The 17931-nt window shown below is 69.6% G+C and carries 15 protein-coding genes; 11 read left to right on the top strand and 4 right to left on the bottom strand.

Annotated features, from left to right (window positions below; all coding sequences use genetic code 11):
- Positions 1-4 precede the first annotated feature (4 nt).
- From ACO073_RS07725 to ACO073_RS07705, 5 genes are all read left to right on the top strand, one after another.
- Complete coding sequence (locus ACO073_RS07725) at positions 5-736, top strand: DNA-3-methyladenine glycosylase I (protein ID WP_421996579.1); 732 nt, start codon at positions 5-7, stop codon at positions 734-736.
- Positions 733-1473 (top strand): aspartate/glutamate racemase family protein, encoded by a 741-nt coding sequence (locus tag ACO073_RS07720; RefSeq protein ID WP_421996578.1) that lies wholly within the window; start codon positions 733-735, stop codon positions 1471-1473. The genes ACO073_RS07725 and ACO073_RS07720 overlap by 4 nt, the downstream gene beginning before the upstream one ends.
- 85 nt (positions 1474-1558) lie before the next feature.
- On the top strand, positions 1559-2401 hold the full coding sequence (locus ACO073_RS07715) for a fumarylacetoacetate hydrolase family protein (protein WP_421996577.1): 843 nt from the start codon (positions 1559-1561) through the stop codon (positions 2399-2401).
- Positions 2385-3641, top strand: a complete 1257-nt coding sequence (locus ACO073_RS07710; protein ID WP_421996576.1) for an MFS transporter — start codon at positions 2385-2387, stop codon at positions 3639-3641. Before ACO073_RS07715 ends, ACO073_RS07710 begins: the two co-directional genes overlap by 17 nt.
- Positions 3629-4477 (top strand): NADPH-dependent oxidoreductase, encoded by an 849-nt coding sequence (locus tag ACO073_RS07705; protein WP_421996575.1) that lies wholly within the window; start codon positions 3629-3631, stop codon positions 4475-4477. The genes ACO073_RS07710 and ACO073_RS07705 overlap by 13 nt, the downstream gene beginning before the upstream one ends.
- An 11-nt stretch (positions 4478-4488) precedes the next feature.
- Here the strand turns inward: ACO073_RS07705 and ACO073_RS07700 are convergent, their stop codons facing one another.
- On the bottom strand, positions 4489-5385 hold the full coding sequence (locus ACO073_RS07700; RefSeq protein ID WP_421997409.1) for a LysR substrate-binding domain-containing protein: 897 nt from the start codon (positions 5383-5385) through the stop codon (positions 4489-4491).
- 242 nt (positions 5386-5627) lie between these two features.
- On the opposite strand from ACO073_RS07700, the gene ACO073_RS07695 reads away from it, so the two are divergent.
- The 4 genes from ACO073_RS07695 to ACO073_RS07680 are packed head-to-tail and all read left to right on the top strand — an operon-like array spanning position 5628 to position 9393.
- Positions 5628-6416 (top strand): enoyl-CoA hydratase/isomerase family protein, encoded by a 789-nt coding sequence (locus ACO073_RS07695; RefSeq protein WP_421996574.1) that lies wholly within the window; start codon positions 5628-5630, stop codon positions 6414-6416.
- Position 6417: 1 nt separating this feature from the next.
- Entirely contained in the window at positions 6418-7602 is a 1185-nt protein-coding gene (locus tag ACO073_RS07690; protein WP_421996573.1) for a CaiB/BaiF CoA transferase family protein, read from the top strand.
- On the top strand, positions 7599-8387 hold the full coding sequence (locus ACO073_RS07685; RefSeq protein ID WP_421996572.1) for an enoyl-CoA hydratase/isomerase family protein: 789 nt from the start codon (positions 7599-7601) through the stop codon (positions 8385-8387). The genes ACO073_RS07690 and ACO073_RS07685 overlap by 4 nt, the downstream gene beginning before the upstream one ends.
- A 22-nt stretch (positions 8388-8409) precedes the next feature.
- Entirely contained in the window at positions 8410-9393 is a 984-nt protein-coding gene (locus ACO073_RS07680) for a Bug family tripartite tricarboxylate transporter substrate binding protein (RefSeq protein WP_421996571.1), read from the top strand.
- Between the two features lie 51 nt (positions 9394-9444).
- On the opposite strand, the gene ACO073_RS07675 is transcribed toward ACO073_RS07680, so the two are convergent.
- Genes ACO073_RS07675 through ACO073_RS07665 form a run of 3 tightly spaced genes read right to left on the bottom strand, consistent with a single transcriptional unit; the run spans position 9445 to position 11820 of the window.
- A complete protein-coding gene (locus ACO073_RS07675; protein WP_421996570.1) occupies positions 9445-9897 on the bottom strand; it encodes a potassium channel family protein in 453 nt (150 codons plus the stop codon).
- The gene (locus tag ACO073_RS07670; RefSeq protein ID WP_421996569.1) at positions 9894-11024 is read right to left on the bottom strand and encodes a zinc-binding dehydrogenase; all 1131 of its coding nucleotides are present in this window, start codon (positions 11022-11024) and stop codon (positions 9894-9896) included. The genes ACO073_RS07675 and ACO073_RS07670 overlap by 4 nt, the downstream gene beginning before the upstream one ends.
- Before the next feature lie 52 nt (positions 11025-11076).
- Positions 11077-11820 carry an SDR family NAD(P)-dependent oxidoreductase gene (locus tag ACO073_RS07665; RefSeq protein WP_421996568.1) on the bottom strand — a complete coding sequence of 248 codons (744 nt, stop codon included), beginning with the start codon at positions 11818-11820 and terminating at the stop codon, positions 11077-11079.
- A 148-nt stretch (positions 11821-11968) separates the two neighbouring features.
- On the opposite strand from ACO073_RS07665, the gene ACO073_RS07660 reads away from it, so the two are divergent.
- Both ACO073_RS07660 and ACO073_RS07655 read left to right on the top strand, forming a co-directional pair.
- On the top strand, positions 11969-15337 hold the full coding sequence (locus tag ACO073_RS07660) for a DUF2126 domain-containing protein (protein ID WP_421996567.1): 3369 nt from the start codon (positions 11969-11971) through the stop codon (positions 15335-15337).
- A gap of 86 nt (positions 15338-15423) precedes the next feature.
- Positions 15424-17922, top strand: coding sequence for a circularly permuted type 2 ATP-grasp protein (locus ACO073_RS07655; RefSeq protein ID WP_421996566.1), 2499 nt, complete (start codon positions 15424-15426; stop codon positions 17920-17922).
- The last annotated feature ends 9 nt before the right edge of the window (positions 17923-17931 follow it).

Genomic DNA, 17931 nt, shown 5'->3' with positions numbered 1-17931 from the left:
GGCGGTGGCGAAGCGAGTGGTCCGCATTCCCTTCGCGCGAATCCGCGAGCGCGCCGCCCGGCGCAAGGGCGGCGAGAAGGTGCTGACGAGCCTTCTGCCGAAGAAGCCCAACAACAAGGCGCTGGTGAAGCTCGCCGACGATCGCGTCCTGTCGGAGATGGCCGCGCGCGTCTTCTCGGCCGGCTTCGTGTGGAGCGTGATCGACCAGAAATGGCCGGGCTTCGAGGAGGCCTTCCTCGGCTTCGAGCCGAAGCGGCTGCTCTTCCAGCCGGCCGAGTTCTGGGACGCGCTGGCGTCCGACAAGCGCATCGTGCGCAATCCTCAGAAGATCCGTTCGGTGCGCGACAACGCGAAGTTCGTCAGCGAGATCGCCGCCGAGCACGGCAGCTTCGGCAAGTTCCTCGCCGGCTGGCCGGCCGACGACCAGGCCGGCCTGCTCGAGGTGCTGGCCAAGCGCGGCGCGCGGCTGGGCGGTTTCAGCGGCCAGTACCTGCTGCGCTTCCTGGGATGGGATGCCTGGGTCCTGTCGGGCCATGTCATGCTCTGCCTGCGCGACGCCGGCGTGGCGCTGAGCGCCACCGGCACCTCGCGGAAGGATCTTCGCGCGGCCCAGGCGCAGCTGAATGCCTGGAAGGAGGAGAGCGGCCTTCCCATGGCCTTCGTGTCGCGCATCTGCGCGCTGTCGATCGGCGAGAACTACGACGTGGCGCGGCTGAAAGAGATCATGCAGCAATGACCGAGATCCTTCTCATCAACCCCAACACCACGCGCACCATCACGGCGCTGGTGCTGCGGACGGCCCGCCGCTTCGCCAACCGCGGCACGAAGCTGCGCGCGGCGAGCGGCGCCTTCGGGCCCCGCTACATCGCGAGCCGCGTCGGCTACGCCATCGCCGGCCACGCCGCGGTCGATGCGCTGGCCGCCGATCGTGGCGCCAAGGACGCCGTCGTCCTGGCCTGCTTCGGCGATCCCGGCCTCGCCGCGCTCAAGGAGATCGCCGACGTGCCGGTCGTCGGCATGGCCGAGGCCTCGATCCTGCAGGCCTGCGCGCTCGGCCGGCGCTTCTCGATCGTGACCGGCGGCGAGCGCTGGGGCCCGATGCTGGAGGAGTTCGTCGCCTCGCAGGGGCTGGCCGGCCGGCTCGCCTCGGTGCGCACCGTGGCGCCGACCGGCGGCGACATCGCCCGCAACCCCAAGGCCGCGCTGACGCTGCTGGCCCAAGGCTGCACGGCCTGCGTGGCCGAGGACGGCGCCGAGGTGGTGATCCTGGGCGGCGCGGGCCTTGCCGGTCTCGCCGACCGGCTGCGAAGCGCCGTGCCGGTTCCCCTGCTGGATGGCGTGGCCTGCGCCGTGTCGATGGCCGAGGGGCTGGCCCGGCAGAAGCCGGCCAAGGCGACGCGTGGATCGCTCGCCGTGCCGGCGCCGGTCGACAGCGTGCGCCTGTCGCCGGGCTTGCGGAAGCGGATCGGCTGACCGCCGGCGCCATCGTCGCGCGCGGCACATCTCCTGTGCTGCGCGTTCGGATGACAAGGGCGTTGCCATCTGGGATTGTCGCCGCATGCGGTTGGTCAGTTTTCGCCATGCGGACGCGGTCCGGATCGGTGCCGTCGTCGAAGGCGGTGTCATCGACCTCTCCGCCCGGACCTCGTCGACCTGGGCCAGCCTGCGCGACGTGCTGGCGGCCAAGGCGCTGCCGGCGCTGGCGCACGCCGCCAAGGGCGCCAAGGCCGACGTCGCGCTGGGCGACGTCGAGCTGGCGCCGCTCATACCCAACCCCGACAAGATCCTCTGCGTCGGCCTGAACTACGCCAGCCATGCCGGCGAGGTCGGCCGCCAGCTTCCGACCGTTCCCAGCGTCTTCGCCCGCCTGCAGAGCACGTTGGTCGGCGCCGGCGGCAACATCGTGCGGCCGCGCGCCTCGATCGAGTTCGATTTCGAGGGCGAGCTCGCGGTCGTGATCGGCGAACGCTGCCGCCACGTGTCGCGGGCCAGCGCGCTGTCGGTCGTGGCCGGCTACACCTGCTTCCTCGACGGCAGCGTGCGCGACTTCCAGAAGCATTCGGTGACCGCCGGCAAGAACTTCCCGGCGACCGGGCCGCTCGGCCCGTGGCTGGTCACGCCCGACGTGATCCCCGATCCGCAGGCGCTCGAGCTCACCACGCGGCTGAACGGCACCGTGGTGCAGCACGACACGACGGACCACATGATCTTCGACGTCGCCACCATCATCGAATATCTCTCGACCGTGACCTGGCTGGAACCGGGCGACATCATCGCGACCGGCACACCGGACGGAGTCGGGCTCGGCCGCAAGCCGCCGCTCTGGATGAAGGGCGGCGACAAGGTCGAGGTCGAGATCTCCGGAATCGGGACCCTGGGTGTCAATGTCGTCGACGAGTGAACCCCTGCCGCTGCCCGCCTCGGCAACCGTCGGGCGCGAAACCAAGATCATCGGCCTGGTGGCGATCGCGCACTTCGTCAGTCACATCCACATCATGCTGCTGCCGCCGATCCTCCTCCAGGTGAAGGAGGCGTTCGGCGTCACCTACACGCAGGTCGCGCTGGCGATCACCGTCTTCAACATCGCCTCCGCCCTGCTGCAGACGCCGGCCGGCTTCATGGTCGACCGCTTCGGTCCGCGCTTCATGCTGATCGGCGGCCTGGTGGTCGGCGGCGCTGCCATCGTCGCCGCCGCGCTGCTGCCGGGCTACTGGTTCTTCATCATCGCCTACGCCCTGCTGGGCGTCGCCAACACCGTCTACCATCCGGCCGACTATTCGATCCTGTCGGCGACGGTCGACCACAAGCGGATCGGCAAGGCCTTCTCGATCCACACGTTCGCGGGCTATCTGGGGTCGGGCGTGACGCCGGCCATGGTGCTGGGCTGCGCCGCCCTGTGGGGCTGGCAAGGCGCGTTCCTGTTCGCCGGCGCCCTGTCCTTCGCTGTCGCCCTGCTGCTGATCGTGGCCGGCAGCATCCTGCCGCGCGTCGTCCACAAGCCGCAGCCGCACAAGGCCCGGTCGCACGGCGCTGCGGCCGAGGCCAAGGTCGGCCTCGACCTGCTGCTGAGCGCGCCGATCCTGCGCAACCTGCTGTTCTTCTTCTGCATCGCCATGGCCAATGGCGGCATCCAGACCTACAGCGTCGTCGGCCTCGGAGCCATCCACGGCACGCCGGCCTCCGTGGCCAACATCGGCCTCTCGGGCTTCCTGCTGTTCAGCGCCGGCGGCGTGCTGCTGGGCGGCTTCATCGCCGACCGCACGCCGCACCACGAGCGCGTCGCCGCCGTCGGTTTCGCCTGCACCTCGACCATGGCGATCCTGATGGCCTGGGTGAGCATGCCGGCCATCCTGCTGATCGGCGTGATGTCGCTGGGCGGGCTGCTGAACGGCGTCATCCAGCCGTCGCGCGACATGATGGTGCGCGCCGTCACGCCGCCCGGCTCGTTCGGCAAGGTGTTCGGCTTCGTCTCGACCGGCTTCAACCTGGGCGGCGTCGTGGCGCCCCTGCTCTACGCCGCGCTGATGGACCATCACGAGCCGCGAGCGATCTTCATGATCGTCACCGCCTTCATCTTCCTCGCGCTGCTGACTGCCGTCACCCGCGCCAAACCGCAGGCCGACACAGCATGGACGCACTGACTCCCGCAACGACCGAAGCCGGCGCCGACCGGACCAAGTCTCTCTCCCGCCGCTACGGTGCGGCCCTGCCGCCGCACGGCCCGTGGAACGAGACGATCGCCGGCCTGCTCGACCATCGCTCGGTGCGCGACTTCCTGCCCGACCCGGTGCCGCCCGGGACCCTGGAGACGCTGATCGCCGCCGCGCAGTCGGCCGCCAGCAGCTCCAACATGCAGCTCTGGTCGGCGGTCACCGTGGACGATCCCGCGACGCGCCGCGAGCTGGCCCGCATCGCCGGCGACCAGAAGCACATCGAGCAGTGCCCGCTGTACATCTGCTGGGTCGCCGACCTGTCGCGCAACGAGCGGCTGGGCGCCGCCGAGAAGACCGAGCTCGAGGCCCTGCCCTGGCTCGAGACCTTCACGGTCGCCTGCGTCGACGCCGCCCTGGCGGCGCAGAACGCCGTGGTCGCCGCCGAATCGCTGGGCCTGCGCACCGTCTACATCGGCGCCATGCGCAACGATCCCGTCCGGGTGGCCGAGCTGCTCGGCTTGCCGCCGCGCGCCTTCGTCGTGTTCGGCCTCTGCGTGGGCACCGGCAACCCGGCGACGCGCAACGAGGTGAAGCCGCGCCTCGCGCAGTCGACGGTCCTGCATCGCGAGCGCTATGCGGCGACGGCTGAGAGCCGCGACCGTGCCGCCTACGATTCCGAGATGGCCGCCTTCTCGGCGCGCAACGACATGCAGGCCACGACTTGGTCGCAGCGCGTGCTGAACCGGATGGGGCCGCTCAAGTCGATGATGGGCCGCGAACGCATCCGCGGCGCGCTGGCGCGGCTGGGATTCGAGCTCCGCTGAGGACGGCCCCCTCACGCCCGCGCGCGTCGCCCCGCAAACCGAAGGGCCGCAAGCGCCCGCGCGAGGCCCGGCGAGCGGTTGTCGGGCTTCCACAGAGCCGACACCTCGGACACCAACCGGGTGCCGCGGATCGCGAGGAAGGTGACGCCGGGAAAGCCTGATGCCGCCAACGTCGCCGGCACCACCGACACACCGGCTCCCACCGACACCAGACTGAGGACCGTGAGCAGGTTGCGCGGCTCGTGCGGCGGGATGACCGGGCTGATCCCGGCCTCGCGACAGGCAGCGATGATACTGTCGTGGAAGATTGGCGACATGTGGCGCAGCGGCAGCACGAAATCGTCGGCGGCGAACTGCTCAAGAGTGGCACTGCGCCGGCCGCTCAGCCGGTGCGCCTCTGGCACCGCCATGACCATCGGCTCGCGCACTATCAGCCGTGCCGTCAGCCCGTCATGCTGGTCCGGCACATGCAGGAAGGCGATGTCGATCTTTTCCTTGTGCAGAGCCTCGATCTGCTCCGAGGAGCTCATCTCCTGCCACATGACGGTGATGCCGGGGACCCCGCGCGACAGGCGCGCGAAGATCCGGCGGGCCGCCGTGAAGACCGAGGAGGTGATGAAGCCCGCGCGCAGGTAGCTGCTGCCACCCTCGTCGGCGCGCCGGACCAGGTGGCGCAACCCGTCGGCTTCGGCGATGAGGCGCCGCGCCTCGTCGAGCAGGGCGGCACCGGCATCGGTGATGCGAACCGATCGCTTGGTTCGCTGGAACAGGCTGGCGCCCAGTTCGGCCTCGAGCGCCTTGATGTGCTGGGTCAGCGGCGGCTGGGAGAGGTTCAATCGGCGCGCCGCGCGCCCGAAATGCAGTTCCTCGGCCACGGCAATGAAGCAGCGCAGAGACCGCAGATTCATTGATCTGCCGTTCGTATTACTCTCATACGAAAAATATAATTCAAAAATGACGCGCCCTGGCGAATCTTCCGCGCCGGAGGAACGCGAAATGACCGCAAGACGAACGGCATCCGGCCCCGGACCGATCGATCCCGCACTGACGTCGGCCGACCGCCGACGGCCGCCTGATCGGCTCGGCCGGCTCGGAATAAGCGGCACCGTCCTGCCGTGATGGCGCGCCGCCTCCAACGGAGGAAACCACCATGCCAGTGCTCAAAGAGATTCGCGGCCACGTCGCCATCCTGACCCTCAGCCGGCCGGACGCCCGCAACGCCTGGGACGAGGACTTCAACGAGGGCCTGGAGTCCGAGCTGGCGGCGCTGGAGAAGGATCACGAGATCCGCTGCGTCGTCCTGACGGGCGACGACAAGGGCAGCGCCTTCTCGGCCGGCGCCAACCTCGCCGACACGACGACCCATACGGTTGCCTCTCCCGCTGCCTTCATCACGGCCATCCCTCACTGGCGAAAGTTCGTCGCCAACCTGCTGACCGACTTTCCAAAACCGGTGATCGCCGCCGTCAACGGCTATGCCATCGGCATCGGCTGCATCGCCACCTACTGCTGCGACCTGATCGTCGCCTCGGAACGCGCCGAATGGCGGCTACCGCAGGTGCGGCTGGGCATCATGCCGGCCTATGGCGGTGCCGTCCGGCTGGCGCGCTGGGTCGGCAAGGGCCACGCGATGAAGGCCGCACTCGGCCATCCGATCGACGCCGCCGAAGCCTACCGGATCGGCTTGGCCCAGTGGCTGGTCCCGCACGCCGATCTGATGGAACGGGCGATGGCGGTGGCCGACGACATCGCCGCCCTGCCGCCGCTGGCCGCGAGGCTGGCCAAGGAATCGCTGACCCGGGGACTCGACATCCCGAGCATCCGAGACGCCTCGGAGGTCGACGTCTATCGCTTCATGGCGCTCAGCCAGACCGAGGATTCGAAGGACGCGCACGAGGCCTGGCGGCAGAAGCGCACGCCCACTGTGCGCGGCCAGTGACATGAGCGCGTTTTCCGGGATCCGCGTCCTCGACCTCAGCCGCGTGCTTGCGGGACCATCGTGCGGCCAGCTCCTTGCGGACTTCGGTGCCGACGTCATCAAGGTCGAGGATGTCGGCGGCGACGAGAACCGCAAGTGGGCGCCGGTGGTCGACGGTGAGAGCGCCAACTATCTCAGCGTCAACCGCGGCAAGCGCGGCATGACCCTGAATCTCAAGAGTCCGGCCGGTCAAGAGATCCTGGCGGCGCTGGTGCGCCGCAGCGACGTCGTGATCGACAGCTTTCTGCCGGCAGTCGCGGGACGGCTGGGCGTCGACGACCCGAAGCTGCGGGCGCTGCGGCCCGACCTGATCCACGTCACCATCAGCGGCTACGGCCACGACGGGCCGCTCGCCGGCAAGCCCGGTTACGACCTGATGCTCCAGGCATTCAGCGGCATGATGGCCATGACCGGCGAGCGCGACGGCGGCCCCATCCGCGCCGGCGCCTCCTTCATCGACATGGCAACCGGCATGCTCGCCTTCTCCGGCGTCTCGGCCGCCCTCTACGCTCGGCTCGCCGGCAAGGCCGACGGCCAGCATATCCGCGTGTCGCTGCTCGAGACCGCGATCGCGCTGCTGGGCTATCACGTGCCGGCTTACACGCTGGCCGGCAAGCTGCCGCCGCGCGACGGTTCGGGCGTCTGGCATATCGTGCCCTACCAAGCGTTCCGCACCCGCGACGGCTACGTGCTGGCCGGCGCGACCAACGACGCCGCGTGGCGCCGGCTCTGCGCGGCCATCGGCGCCGACGCGCTGGGCGCCAACCCGGAATATGCGACGACGACCCAGCGGATCGCCGAGCGCGAACAGGTGATCGCCGCTCTGTCGGAGATCTTCGCAACCCGTGAAACGGCCGAGTGGGTTCGCCTGCTCGATGCCGCCAACGTTCCCTGCTCGCCCGTCAACGACATCGCCAAGGCACTGGCTCATCCGCAGGTCCGCGCCATGGAGATGGTGCTCGACGTAGCGGGACGCGGCGGCCGCTCCCTGGAACTTGCCGGCGTGCCACTGAACCTGTCGGCGACTCCGGCGGTGCCGGGCGGCGCGCCGCCCGCGCTGGGCGAGCATACGGATTCGATTTTGAAACAAGAGCTGGGTTTTGGCGAGGACAAGATCGCGGCCCTGCGCAAGGAGGGTGCGATATGAGCGGCGAAGCCTCGAAAGGCAAGATCGACTTGGATCACGCGGGCGGCGTCGCCACGCTTTGGATCGACAACCCGGCGCATCGCAACGCGCTGAACAACACGCTGATCGAGGCGATGACCGGCCACTATCGTGCCCTGGCGGCCGACTCGGCGTGCCGCGTCATCGTCGTGCGCGGCCGTGGCGGCATCTTCTGCGCCGGCCGCGAATTGCGTGACCTGCGGGCGCTGCAGGATGCCGACAATGCGACGATCGTGGCGACCTACGACAAGCTCAAGGCACTCAACGAGGCCGTCTGGTTCTGCCCCAAGCCCACCGTCGCTGTGGTCGAGAAGTATGCTTTCGGCGCCGGCGCCACCCTCACGAGCTGGTGTGACATCGCGGTGGCGGAGGAGGAGGCGTTGTTCGCCTATCCGGAGGTCCATCACGGCTTTCCGCCCTCGCCGGCCCTGATGGCGTTGTTCCTGGCCGTCGGGCGCAAGAAGGCGATGGACCTCGTGCTGAGCGGCCGGCGGATCGACGCCCGCGAGGCGGACCGGATCGGCCTGATCACCCGCGCCGTGCCGGCCGGCGGGCTCGACGCCGACTTGCGCAAGCTCCTGGAGAGCCTGCTGCGCAGCGGCCCGGATGCGGTGCGGCGGACCAAGGAATTCGTCTGGCACAGCGACGAGGCCGGCCACCGCGCCGCCATGGCCAGCGCCGTGGACAGCATCAGCCTCGGACTCGCGAGCCCGCAGGCCCGCGAAGGCATCGCCGCCTTCTTCGAGAAGCGCCGGCCCCACTGGTGACAACATCAACGAGGAGGAATCGATGAAGAGACGTACCCTGTTGCTCGGCGCGAGCGCCCTGGCCGGAAGCGCCAGCCTGCCGGCGGCATCCTTCGCGCAGGACAAGTACCCTTCGCGGCCGATCAGGCTCGTCGTGCCGTTCCCGCCGGGCGGCCCGACCGACGTGCTGGGCCGACGCTACGGCGAGCGGCTTGCGGCGCAACTCGGACAGACTGTGGTCGTCGACAACAAGGCCGGCGCCGGCGGCACGGTGGGCGCCGACATCGTCGCGAAGGCCAAGCCGGACGGCTACACGATGCTGATCGGTTCGTCCTCGACCCAGGTCACGAGCCCGCTGCTGATGCCGCAGGCACCCTACGACCCGGTGAAGGACTTCACGCTGTTCATCATCGGCTTTGTACCGATGGTGATCGCCTGCAATCCCGAACTACCGGTCAAGACGCTGCCCGAGCTGGTGGCGTTGCTCAAGGCCAACCCGGACAAGTATCGGTACAGCTCGTCCGGCATGGGCAGCATCAACCATCTCGGCGCCGAGCTCTTCAAGATGCAGGCGGGCAACCTCGTCTCGCTCCATGTCCCATACAAGGGCAACAGCCCGGCCCTCCAGGCCGCCCTCTCGGGCGAGGTGAACTGGCTGCTCGACACGGTTGGCACGTCGCTCGGCCAGTACCGGTCGGGAAAGCTGCGCTACCTGGCGATCTGCGCGGAAAGGCGCTCGAGCGTGATTCCCGACGTCCCGACCACTGCCGAATGTGGCCTGCCGGAGGTACTCGTCTCGACGGTGAACCCGGTGGCCCTTCCGGCCGCGACGCCGGCGATGGAAACGAACGTGATCGCCGACGCGACCCGCAAGATCATGAGCGACCCCAAGTTCCAGGAAGATCTGCGGGCCATGTCGATCGAGCCGGTGGCCGACGCGGACGCGGCGAAGTCGGCCGCCTACTTCACCGCCGAGATGCAGCGGTGGAAGCCGATCATCGAGGCGAGCGGCGCAAAGATGGAGTAGGGCGGCGCGAGGCGAGGCGGGATGCGTCGGGTCTCCGCCTCGCCTCCGCCGTCACCGCGGCGCCTCCGGCCGCTCCAGCCAGTCGTGCTCGAGCGTCCGCATGCGCGCCGTGACGGCGAACAGGAAGGCGGTCGACCAGCCGAACAGCAGCAGGCCGTTGGCGCCCTCGATGGCGCTCAGCAGGCGCCAGTGCTTGTCGAGCACCACGTCGCCGTAGCCGATGGTGGTGAAGCTCGTCGTCGAGAAGTAGAGCGCCGATTCGAAGTCGTGCAGGCTGCCGAACCAGTAGTAGACCACCGCATAGAGCCAGATCTCGGCGGTGTGGCACGCCATCAGGCCCAGCACCACGAAGACGATCGCGGCGCCCTGCCCGACCGCGCTCTCGTGCGCGCGGAAGCGGTGTCCGCGGGCCCGCAGCATGCGCATCAGCATCAGCAGGCCCGCGAAGTGCACGACGACGGTCAGGCTCACCATCAGGCTGGCGAGCGCGAGGTTGGCCATCATCCGTGGGGAACCAGCACCTGCCGAACCGTGGCGACATCCTGCAGGCGGTCGAAGCCGGCATTCACCTCGTCGAAGCCGATGCGCTGGCTCATCATGCGATCGACCGGCAGCTTGCCCTGCTGGTAGAGCGAGATGAAGCGCGGGATATCCCGCACCGGCACGCAACTCCCCATGTAGCTGCCCTTGATGGTCTTCTCCTCGCTGACCAGCCCGCTCTGCTTGAACGAGAAGTCGGCGCTGATCGGCGACAGGCCGGCGGTCACCGTGGTGCCGCCCCAGCGCGTCACCAGGTAGGCCGTCTCCATCGCCTTGATCGTGCCGGCGAGGTCGAAGGCATAGTCGACGCCGCCGTCGGTCAGGTCGCGGACCTGCTTCACATGGTCGGGGTCGCGGGCGTTCACCGTGTCGGTGGCGCCGAGCTGGCGCGCCAGGCCGAGCTTCTCGTCACTGAGGTCGATCGCGACGATGCGGCCGGCGCCGCCCAGCACCGCGCCCATCAGGCCGCTGAGCCCGACACCGCCCAGGCCGACGATGGCGACCGAGCTGCCCGGCCGGATCTGGCCGGTGTTGACCACGGCGCCGACGCCGGTGACGACGGCACAGCCGAACAGGGCCGCCACGTCGAGCGGCAGCGTCGGATCGATCACCACGATCGAGCCGCGGTCGACCACGGCATACTCGGCGTAGCAGGAGACGCCGGACTGGTGGTTCACCGGCTTGCCGTCGAGGTGCAGGCGATGATGTCCCGACAGGAGCTGGCCGGCGGCGCGCGGCGTTACCGAGCGCTCGCAGATATAGGGCCGGCCCTCGAGGCAGCGCCGGCAGCGGCCGCAGCTCACGTTGAAGGTGAAGCAGACATGGTCGCCCGGCTTGACGTCGTGCACGCCGGCGCCGACCTCGACGATCTCGCCCGCGCCCTCGTGGCCCAGCACGACCGGCACCGGCCGCGGCCGGTCGCCGTTCACCAGCGACAGGTCGGAATGGCAGAGGCCGCCGCCGCCGACCTTGACCAGCACCTCGCCCTCGCCCGGCGGATCGAGGTCGACCTCGGCGATCTGGATCGGCTTGGACTTGGCGAACGGACGTGGCGCACCGCACACGGTGAGCACGGCAGCTTTCATCTTCATCTTCTTTCCTCCTGCAAACAGGTCGCCGTCGGGCCGGTCGTTTCGCCCGGCCTCAGGCGATGCCACCGTCGACCCGGACCAGGGATCCGGTGGTGAAGCTGGACTTGCTCGAAGCAAGGTAGAGAGCCGCCGTCACGATCTCCTCGGGTCGGCCGCTGCGCCTGAGTGCCGCCGTCGCATTGAGCTTGTGCTCCTCGCTCCACGCCCTGGAGACGTCGGTCAGGAAGCGGCCCGGCGAGATGGTGTTCACCCGCACCTTGGGACCGTACTCGAAGGCGAAGGCCTCGGTGATGGCGTTCAGCGCCGCCTTGGCGCCGGCATAGGGCGCGATCTGCGGCCGCGGCCTGAGCGCGCCGGCGCTGGAGATGTTGATGATCGAGCCGCCCTCGCCTGCCGCCATGCGGCTGCCGACCAGGGACATCAGACGGAACGGTCCCTTGAAGTTCAGTGCCACGATGCGGTCGAAGAGCTGCTCCGGCGTCTCGAGCGAGGACGGCGCCAACGGCGAGGATCCGGCATTGTTCACCAGGATGTCGACCTTTCCCATGGCGGCGTAGGCGGCCTCCACCAGCCCGTCCAGTTCCTGCCAGTTGGCGACGTTGCAGGCATGCGTCGCGGCGCGTCGTCCGAGCGCCCGCACCTCGTCCGCCACCGCCTCGCAGGCCTCGCGCTTGCGGCTGGTGATCACGACATCGGCGCCGTGGGCGGCGAAGGCCTTCACCATCTGGTAACCCAGGCCGCGGCTGCCGCCGGTCACCAGGGCGACCTTGCCGGAGAGATCGAAATAGTCCGTCATTGCTCGCATCTCACAGAAGAAAACCTCGTCCTGAGGAGCCGCGCTCAGGGCGGGCGCTTTGGATTGCACTACGCCATTTTTGTTGCTGGCATGTCACTTGCTAAGTGTATTGTGGAGCGAAATTGAGCGGGAGCGGGCGGGCCTTTCCATGAGCATTCACGTCGCTCTCCATCATCGGACGACCTACAGCTACGACCGGCTGGTCGCGCTGGGGCCGCAGGTGGTGCGGCTGCGGCCGGCGCCGCATTCGCGCACCGCGGTCCTCTCCTACGCGCTGAAGATCGCGCCCGCCCGGCACTTCATCAACTGGCAGCAGGACCCACAGGGCAACTATCTCGCCCGCCTGGTCTTCCCCGAGAAGACGGATCGCTTCGAGGTCGTGGTCGACCTGGTCGCAGACATGACGGTGATCAATCCGTTCGACTTCTTCCTGGAGCCCGACGCCGAGCAGTGGCCGTTCGCCTACGACGCCTCGCTGGCCGAGGAGATCGCGCCCTTCCGCAAGCTGGAACCGCCCGGCCCCCTGCTGACCGCCTGGCTGGCCACGGTCGATCGCGGCAGCCAGCGCACCGTCGACTTCATCGTGGGCCTCAACGCGCGCCTGCAGAAGGAGATCGGCTACATCGTGCGCCTCGAACCGGGCGTTCAGACCTGCGAGGAGACGCTGCAGCTCGCGCGCGGCTCGTGCCGCGACACGGCCTGGCTGCTGGTGACGATCCTGCGCCACCTCGGCTTCGCCGCCCGCTTCGCCTCCGGCTACCTGATCCAGCTCACGCCCGACGAGAAGCCGCTCGAGGGGCCGGAAGGACCGACGCAGGATTTCACCGACCTCCACGCCTGGTGCGAGGTCTACCTGCCCGGCGCGGGCTGGATCGGGCTCGATCCGACCTCGGGCCTGCTCACCGGCGAGGGCCACATCCCGCTCGCCTGCACGCCCGAGCCGTCGAGCGCGGCGCCCATCGAGGGTGCGGTCGACGAGAGCGAAGTCACCTTCGCCTACGACATGAAGGTGACGCGGGTACGCGAGACGCCGCGCACCACCAAGCCCTACACGGACGAACAGTGGGCCGCGCTCCTGGCGGTCGGCGAGACGGTCGAGCGCGACATGGAGCGGCACGATCTCGGCCTGACGATGGGCGGCGAGCCGACCTTCGTGTCGATCGACGACATGGACGGCGCCGAATGGAACACGCTCGCGCTGGGGCCCGAGAAGCGGCGCCTGGCCGGCGTGCTGTTCCGCAAGCTCGCCGACCGCTTCGCGACCGCGCCGCTGCTGCACTTCGGCCAGGGCAAGTGGTACCCGGGCGAGCAGCTGCCGCGCTGGGCGCTCAACTGCCACTGGCGCAAGGACGGCGAGCCGATCTGGCGCGACCCGCATCTTTATGCCCTCGAGGCGCGACCGGCCGGGGCGACGGCGGAGATCGCACAACGCTTTGCGCTGGCCTTCGCCCATCGCCTGCAGCTCGATCCCGACTATCTCTTCGAGGCGTTCGAGGACACCTGGTACTATCTGTGGCGCGAGCGGCGGCTGCCCAGCAACGTCACGATCGACCAGTCGAAGGTAAAGGATGCGCTGGAGCGCGAGCGGCTGGCGCGCATCTTCGAGAAGGGCCTGGAGACGGCCGTCGGCACCGTGCTGCCGATCTCCCGCGATCATGGGCGCGAGCACAACGGCCGTGGCCGCTGGCGCAGCGGCCCGTGGTTCCTGCGCTCGGAGAAGTGCTACCTGATTCCCGGCGATTCGCCGCTCGGCTTCCGCCTGCCGCTCGATTCGCTGCCCTGGGCCGCGCCGGCCGATGCCGGCTTCATGGCCGAGCCCGACCCGATGGCGCCGCATCCCGACCTGCCGCCGCTCGACGCCTTCCGCCGGGCGCCCGTCCTGCGCCGCCAGGATCCCAGCCGGCCGCAGGACACCGGCGGCGACGGCGAGGCGCGTCGCGAGGCGTGGCGGCGCGCGCTGGCACCCGACCTCGGCCCGCGGCCCGGCATCGGCACGTCGGCCGCCAACGTCGTTCGCACCGCGATGGCCTTCGAGCCGCGCGACGGCCATCTCTTCGTCTTCATGCCGCCGACCGAGCGCACCGAGGACTATCTCGAGCTCGTCACCGCGATCGAGGACACCGCCGAGGAGCTCGGCCAGCCGGTCTTCATCGAAGGCTATCCGCCGCCGGGCAGCGACCCGCGCCTGCAGCATTTCAGCGTGACGCCCGACCCGGGCGTGATCGAGGTCAACATCCATCCTTCCGCCAGCTGGAAGGAGATCGTCGCCAAGACCGAGATCGTCTACGAGGAGGCGCGCGCGACGCGGCTCGGCGCCCAGAAGTTCATGATCGACGGCCGCCACACCGGCACCGGCGGCGGCAACCACGTCACGCTGGGCGGCGCCTCGGCCGCCGAATCGCCCCTGCTGCGCCGGCCCGACCTGCTGAAGAGCCTGCTGGGCTACTGGCTCAACCACCCGTCCCTCTCCTACCTCTTCTCCGGCCTGTTCATCGGCCCGACGAGCCAGCATCCGCGCGTCGACGAGGCGCGAAACGATGCGCTGCACGAGCTCGAGATCGCCTTCCGCCAGATCCAGCCGGGCCGCGAGACGCCGCCCTGGCTGGTCGACCGCTTGTTTCGCAACCTGCTGGTCGACGCCACGGGCAACACGCATCGCACCGAGTTCTGCATCGACAAGATGTTCGCGCCCGATTCGGCGTCCGGCCGGCGCGGGCTCCTCGAGATGCGGGCCTTCGAGATGCCGCCGCACTGGCGCATGAGCGTGGCGCAGCAGGCGCTGTTGCGCGGCCTCGTTTCGCGCTTCTGGGACCGGCCCTACGAGCGCACGTTGACGCGCTGGGGAACCCGCCTGCACGACGACTTCATGCTGCCGCACTTCGTCTGGCAAGATTTCTCCGACGTTCTCTCCGACCTCGCCGAAGCCGGCTACCGCTTCGAGCCGGAATGGTTCGCGCCGCATTTCGAGTTCCGCTTCCCCAAGATCGGCGACGTAGCCCAGCGCGGCCTCGAGCTCGAGCTGCGCCATGCGCTCGAGCCCTGGCACGTGCTGGGCGAGGAGCCGGGCGGCGGCGGCACGGTCCGCTACGTCGATTCGTCAGTCGAGCGCCTGCAGGTCAAGGTCATGGGACTGAACGAGCAGCGTCACAGCATCGCCTGCAACGGCTGGCGGCTGCCGCTGCGCGCCACCGGCACGGTCGGCGAGTACGTGGCCGGCGTGCGCTTCCGTGCCTGGCAGGCGGCGAACGCGCTGCATCCGACGATCGGCGTGCATGCGCCTCTCACCTTCGACATCCACGACGCCTGGAGCGGGCGCTCGCTCGGCGGCTGCTCCTATCACGTGGCCCATCCCGGCGGCCGCAATTACGACCGCATGCCGGTCAACGCCAACGAAGCCGAGGCGCGTCGCCGCGCCCGCTTCTTCCCGATCGGCCATTCGCCGGGCGGCATGCCCGAACCGCGGCCGGTCGACAATCCCGAGCATCCGCTCACGCTGGATCTCAGGCGGGCGACCTAGAGCCCAGTTCCTCCTCGGGACGGCGCGGTGGACCCCGCCTCCGCCCCGTGCGACTCTCGCCGTCCCGAACCTTCAACCGTGGGCCCATGGAGTCGTTGCGCGGCCTTACCTCGACGCCGGCAAGCGCGTACGACGAGCTGGTCACCGGCCAGAAGTCGATCCGCTATCACTGGCAAGGCATCCTGAGCATCATCCGCTCGCTGCCCGGCGGGCTGGGCGAGCGGGTCGAGAGCGCGCGCCGCCAGCTCGAGCAGTCGGGCGCGACCGTCAACCTGCTCGACGATCGCGGCGCCCCGCGCTGGCACTTCGATCCGCTGCCCTTCGTGATCACGCCCGACGAATGGGCGGGTCTGGAAAGCGGCCTGATCCAGCGGGCGCGCCTGCTCGATTCGATCCTGGCCGATCTCTACGGGCCGCAGGCCCTGCTGAAGGATCACCTCCTGCCGCCGATGCTGGTCCACGCCAACCGGCACTTCCTGCGCGCCTGCCGCGTGATCGACGGCAAGGCGCCATCCCATCGCCTCACCCATTACGCGGTCGACCTCGTGCGGCTGGGGAACGGCCGCTGGCACGTGCTGGCCGACCACACCGAGGTGCCGTCCGGAATCGGCTATGCGCTCGAGATGCGGCGCGTGCTGGCGCGCAGCCTGCCGGAGGTCTTCCGCTCCGTCCCGGTACGCCACCTGCGGCCGTTCGTCGACGGCTGGCACGATTCGCTGGCGGCCATGGCGCCCGCGGGGGTCGCCAATCCCAGCATGGCGCTGCTGACGCCGGGTCCGCTGTCGGCGACCTACTTCGAGCACGTCTATCTCGCGCGTGCGCTCGGTGTGCCGCTGGTCGAGGGCGGCGACCTGGTGGCGCGCGACGGCCACGTCTCGCTCAAGACGCTGGCCGGCCTGCGGCCCGTGCACACGCTGCTGCGCCGGCTCGACAGCGCCTTCGCCGATCCGCTGGAACTGCGCCCCGACTCGGCGCTCGGCATCACCGGCATGGTCGAGACCACGCGCAGCGCCCACGTCTCGCTCGCCAACGCGCTCGGATCGGGGCTGGTCGAGACACCGGGCATGATGCCGTTCCTCGAGCGGCTGAGCGAGCACCTGCTGGGCGAGAGGCTCGAGCTTCCGTCGCTCGACGTGTGGTGGCTGGGCGAATCGCCGGCGCTCACCTTCGTGCTGGCCAATCTCGATCTGATGATCGTCCGCGACTGCCTGGGCGCCGACCGCGAGCCGATCATCGTCGGCATGCTGGAGGCGGGCGAGCGCCGCGCGCTCGAGGCTCGCATCCGCGCGACGCCCGGTCGATTCGTCGCCCAGTATCCCGTCACCCCCTCGCTCAGCCCGAAATGGGATGGCGAGGGCCTCATCCCCGCCGCCGTGGTCGTGCGCGTCTTCGTGATCGCCGACGGCGAGGGCTACCGCGTGCTGCCGGGCGGGCTGGCCCGCGAGCCGGTGGGCGACACCTGCCTCGGCGCGCTTGGCCGGCTGAACGGCACGCTGAAGGATGTCTGGGTGCTCACCGAGGATGCGGGAGACGTCCAGATTCCCTCGACGCGGCGTTTCCACCAGCTTGCCGTCGATCGCGGCAGCGCCGACCTGCAGAGCCGCGTCGCCGACAATCTCTACTGGCTCGGCCGCTACATCGAGCGCCTGGACAACGATGCGCGGCTGCTGCGCATCACCGCCCAGCGCGTCGCCCAGGGCGCGATGGGACCGCGCGACCTGACCGAGCTGCGGCTGCTCGGAAAGCTGCTGCACGAGGCGAACCTGATGGACCAGACATCCGCGCTGTCGGCGCCCGACAGCGTCGCCTTCCACCAGGGGCTGGCCGCCATCGCCTCGGACGATCGCGGCCTGTCGGTGGTGCTGGATTCGATCCGGCGGCTGACCAGCAGCATGCGCGACCGCTTCTCGGCCGACATGACGACCGCGGCGGGCCCGCTCATGATCGAGGTGCGGCACCGGCTGCTGTCGGCGCGCGGCAACCTCGATCCGCTGCTGGCGGCGCTCGACGAGGTCGTCCGCTTCGTCGCAACCCTCTCGGGCCTTGCCCAGGAGAACATGACGCGCGGCACCGGATGGCGCTTCCTCGATCTCGGGCGGCGCGTCGAGCGCGCGCACTACATCCTGACCGGCGCGCTCGGTCCGTTCATCCAGACGCCGATCGACTGGGACGCCTCGATGCGGCTGGCGCTGGAGATGTGCGACAGCACCATCACCTACCGCACGCGCTACCTCGGCCAGCTGCAGCCCGCGCCGGTGCTCGACCTCGTGATCCTGGACGACGGCAACCCGCGCTCCCTGGTGTTCCAGCTGCGCGCCATCGACGGCCATCTCGACCGTCTCGCCCAGGCGTCCGGCGTGCGCGTGCCGGCGATCGGGCCGGCAACCGAGACCGACCTCGTCAATGCCGTCCAGCAGTTCGCCGGCGACGAGAAGGCGTGGCGCCACGAAGGGCTGGCGCTCACCCTCCTGCGCGAGGTCACCGCGACCACCGAGGAGACGCTCGACCGGCTGTCGGAGGCCGTGACGCGCGCGTACTTCTCCCACGTGCCGGCGTCGCAGTCGTTCGGCCTGTCGGTCGGCTGAGGATCGACG

The organism is Reyranella sp. (genome assembly GCF_965229815.1).
Taxonomy (GTDB): Bacteria; Pseudomonadota; Alphaproteobacteria; order Reyranellales; family Reyranellaceae; genus Reyranella.
The sequence above is the reverse complement of the archived record's forward strand: the minus strand, read 5'-3'. Positions and strand labels throughout refer to the sequence as shown.

What these genes read in the sequence shown, in the direction of transcription:
- ACO073_RS07675 (WP_421996570.1), bottom strand. Translation starts at nt 9,897, where the DNA reads ATGATGGCCAACCTCGCGCTCGCCAGCCTGATGGTGAGCCTGACCGTC.
- ACO073_RS07695 (WP_421996574.1), top strand. Translation starts at nt 5,628, where the DNA reads ATGCCAGTGCTCAAAGAGATTCGCGGCCACGTCGCCATCCTGACCCTC.
- ACO073_RS07660 (WP_421996567.1), top strand. Translation starts at nt 11,969, where the DNA reads ATGAGCATTCACGTCGCTCTCCATCATCGGACGACCTACAGCTACGAC.
- ACO073_RS07715 (WP_421996577.1), top strand. Translation starts at nt 1,559, where the DNA reads ATGCGGTTGGTCAGTTTTCGCCATGCGGACGCGGTCCGGATCGGTGCC.
- ACO073_RS07690 (WP_421996573.1), top strand. Translation starts at nt 6,418, where the DNA reads ATGAGCGCGTTTTCCGGGATCCGCGTCCTCGACCTCAGCCGCGTGCTT.
- ACO073_RS07680 (WP_421996571.1), top strand. Translation starts at nt 8,410, where the DNA reads ATGAAGAGACGTACCCTGTTGCTCGGCGCGAGCGCCCTGGCCGGAAGC.
- ACO073_RS07720 (WP_421996578.1), top strand. Translation starts at nt 733, where the DNA reads ATGACCGAGATCCTTCTCATCAACCCCAACACCACGCGCACCATCACG.
- ACO073_RS07655 (WP_421996566.1), top strand. Translation starts at nt 15,424, where the DNA reads ATGGAGTCGTTGCGCGGCCTTACCTCGACGCCGGCAAGCGCGTACGAC.
- ACO073_RS07670 (WP_421996569.1), bottom strand. Translation starts at nt 11,024, where the DNA reads ATGAAGATGAAAGCTGCCGTGCTCACCGTGTGCGGTGCGCCACGTCCG.
- ACO073_RS07700 (WP_421997409.1), bottom strand. Translation starts at nt 5,385, where the DNA reads ATGAATCTGCGGTCTCTGCGCTGCTTCATTGCCGTGGCCGAGGAACTG.
- ACO073_RS07710 (WP_421996576.1), top strand. Translation starts at nt 2,385, where the DNA reads ATGTCGTCGACGAGTGAACCCCTGCCGCTGCCCGCCTCGGCAACCGTC.
- ACO073_RS07705 (WP_421996575.1), top strand. Translation starts at nt 3,629, where the DNA reads ATGGACGCACTGACTCCCGCAACGACCGAAGCCGGCGCCGACCGGACC.
- ACO073_RS07685 (WP_421996572.1), top strand. Translation starts at nt 7,599, where the DNA reads ATGAGCGGCGAAGCCTCGAAAGGCAAGATCGACTTGGATCACGCGGGC.
- ACO073_RS07665 (WP_421996568.1), bottom strand. Translation starts at nt 11,820, where the DNA reads ATGACGGACTATTTCGATCTCTCCGGCAAGGTCGCCCTGGTGACCGGC.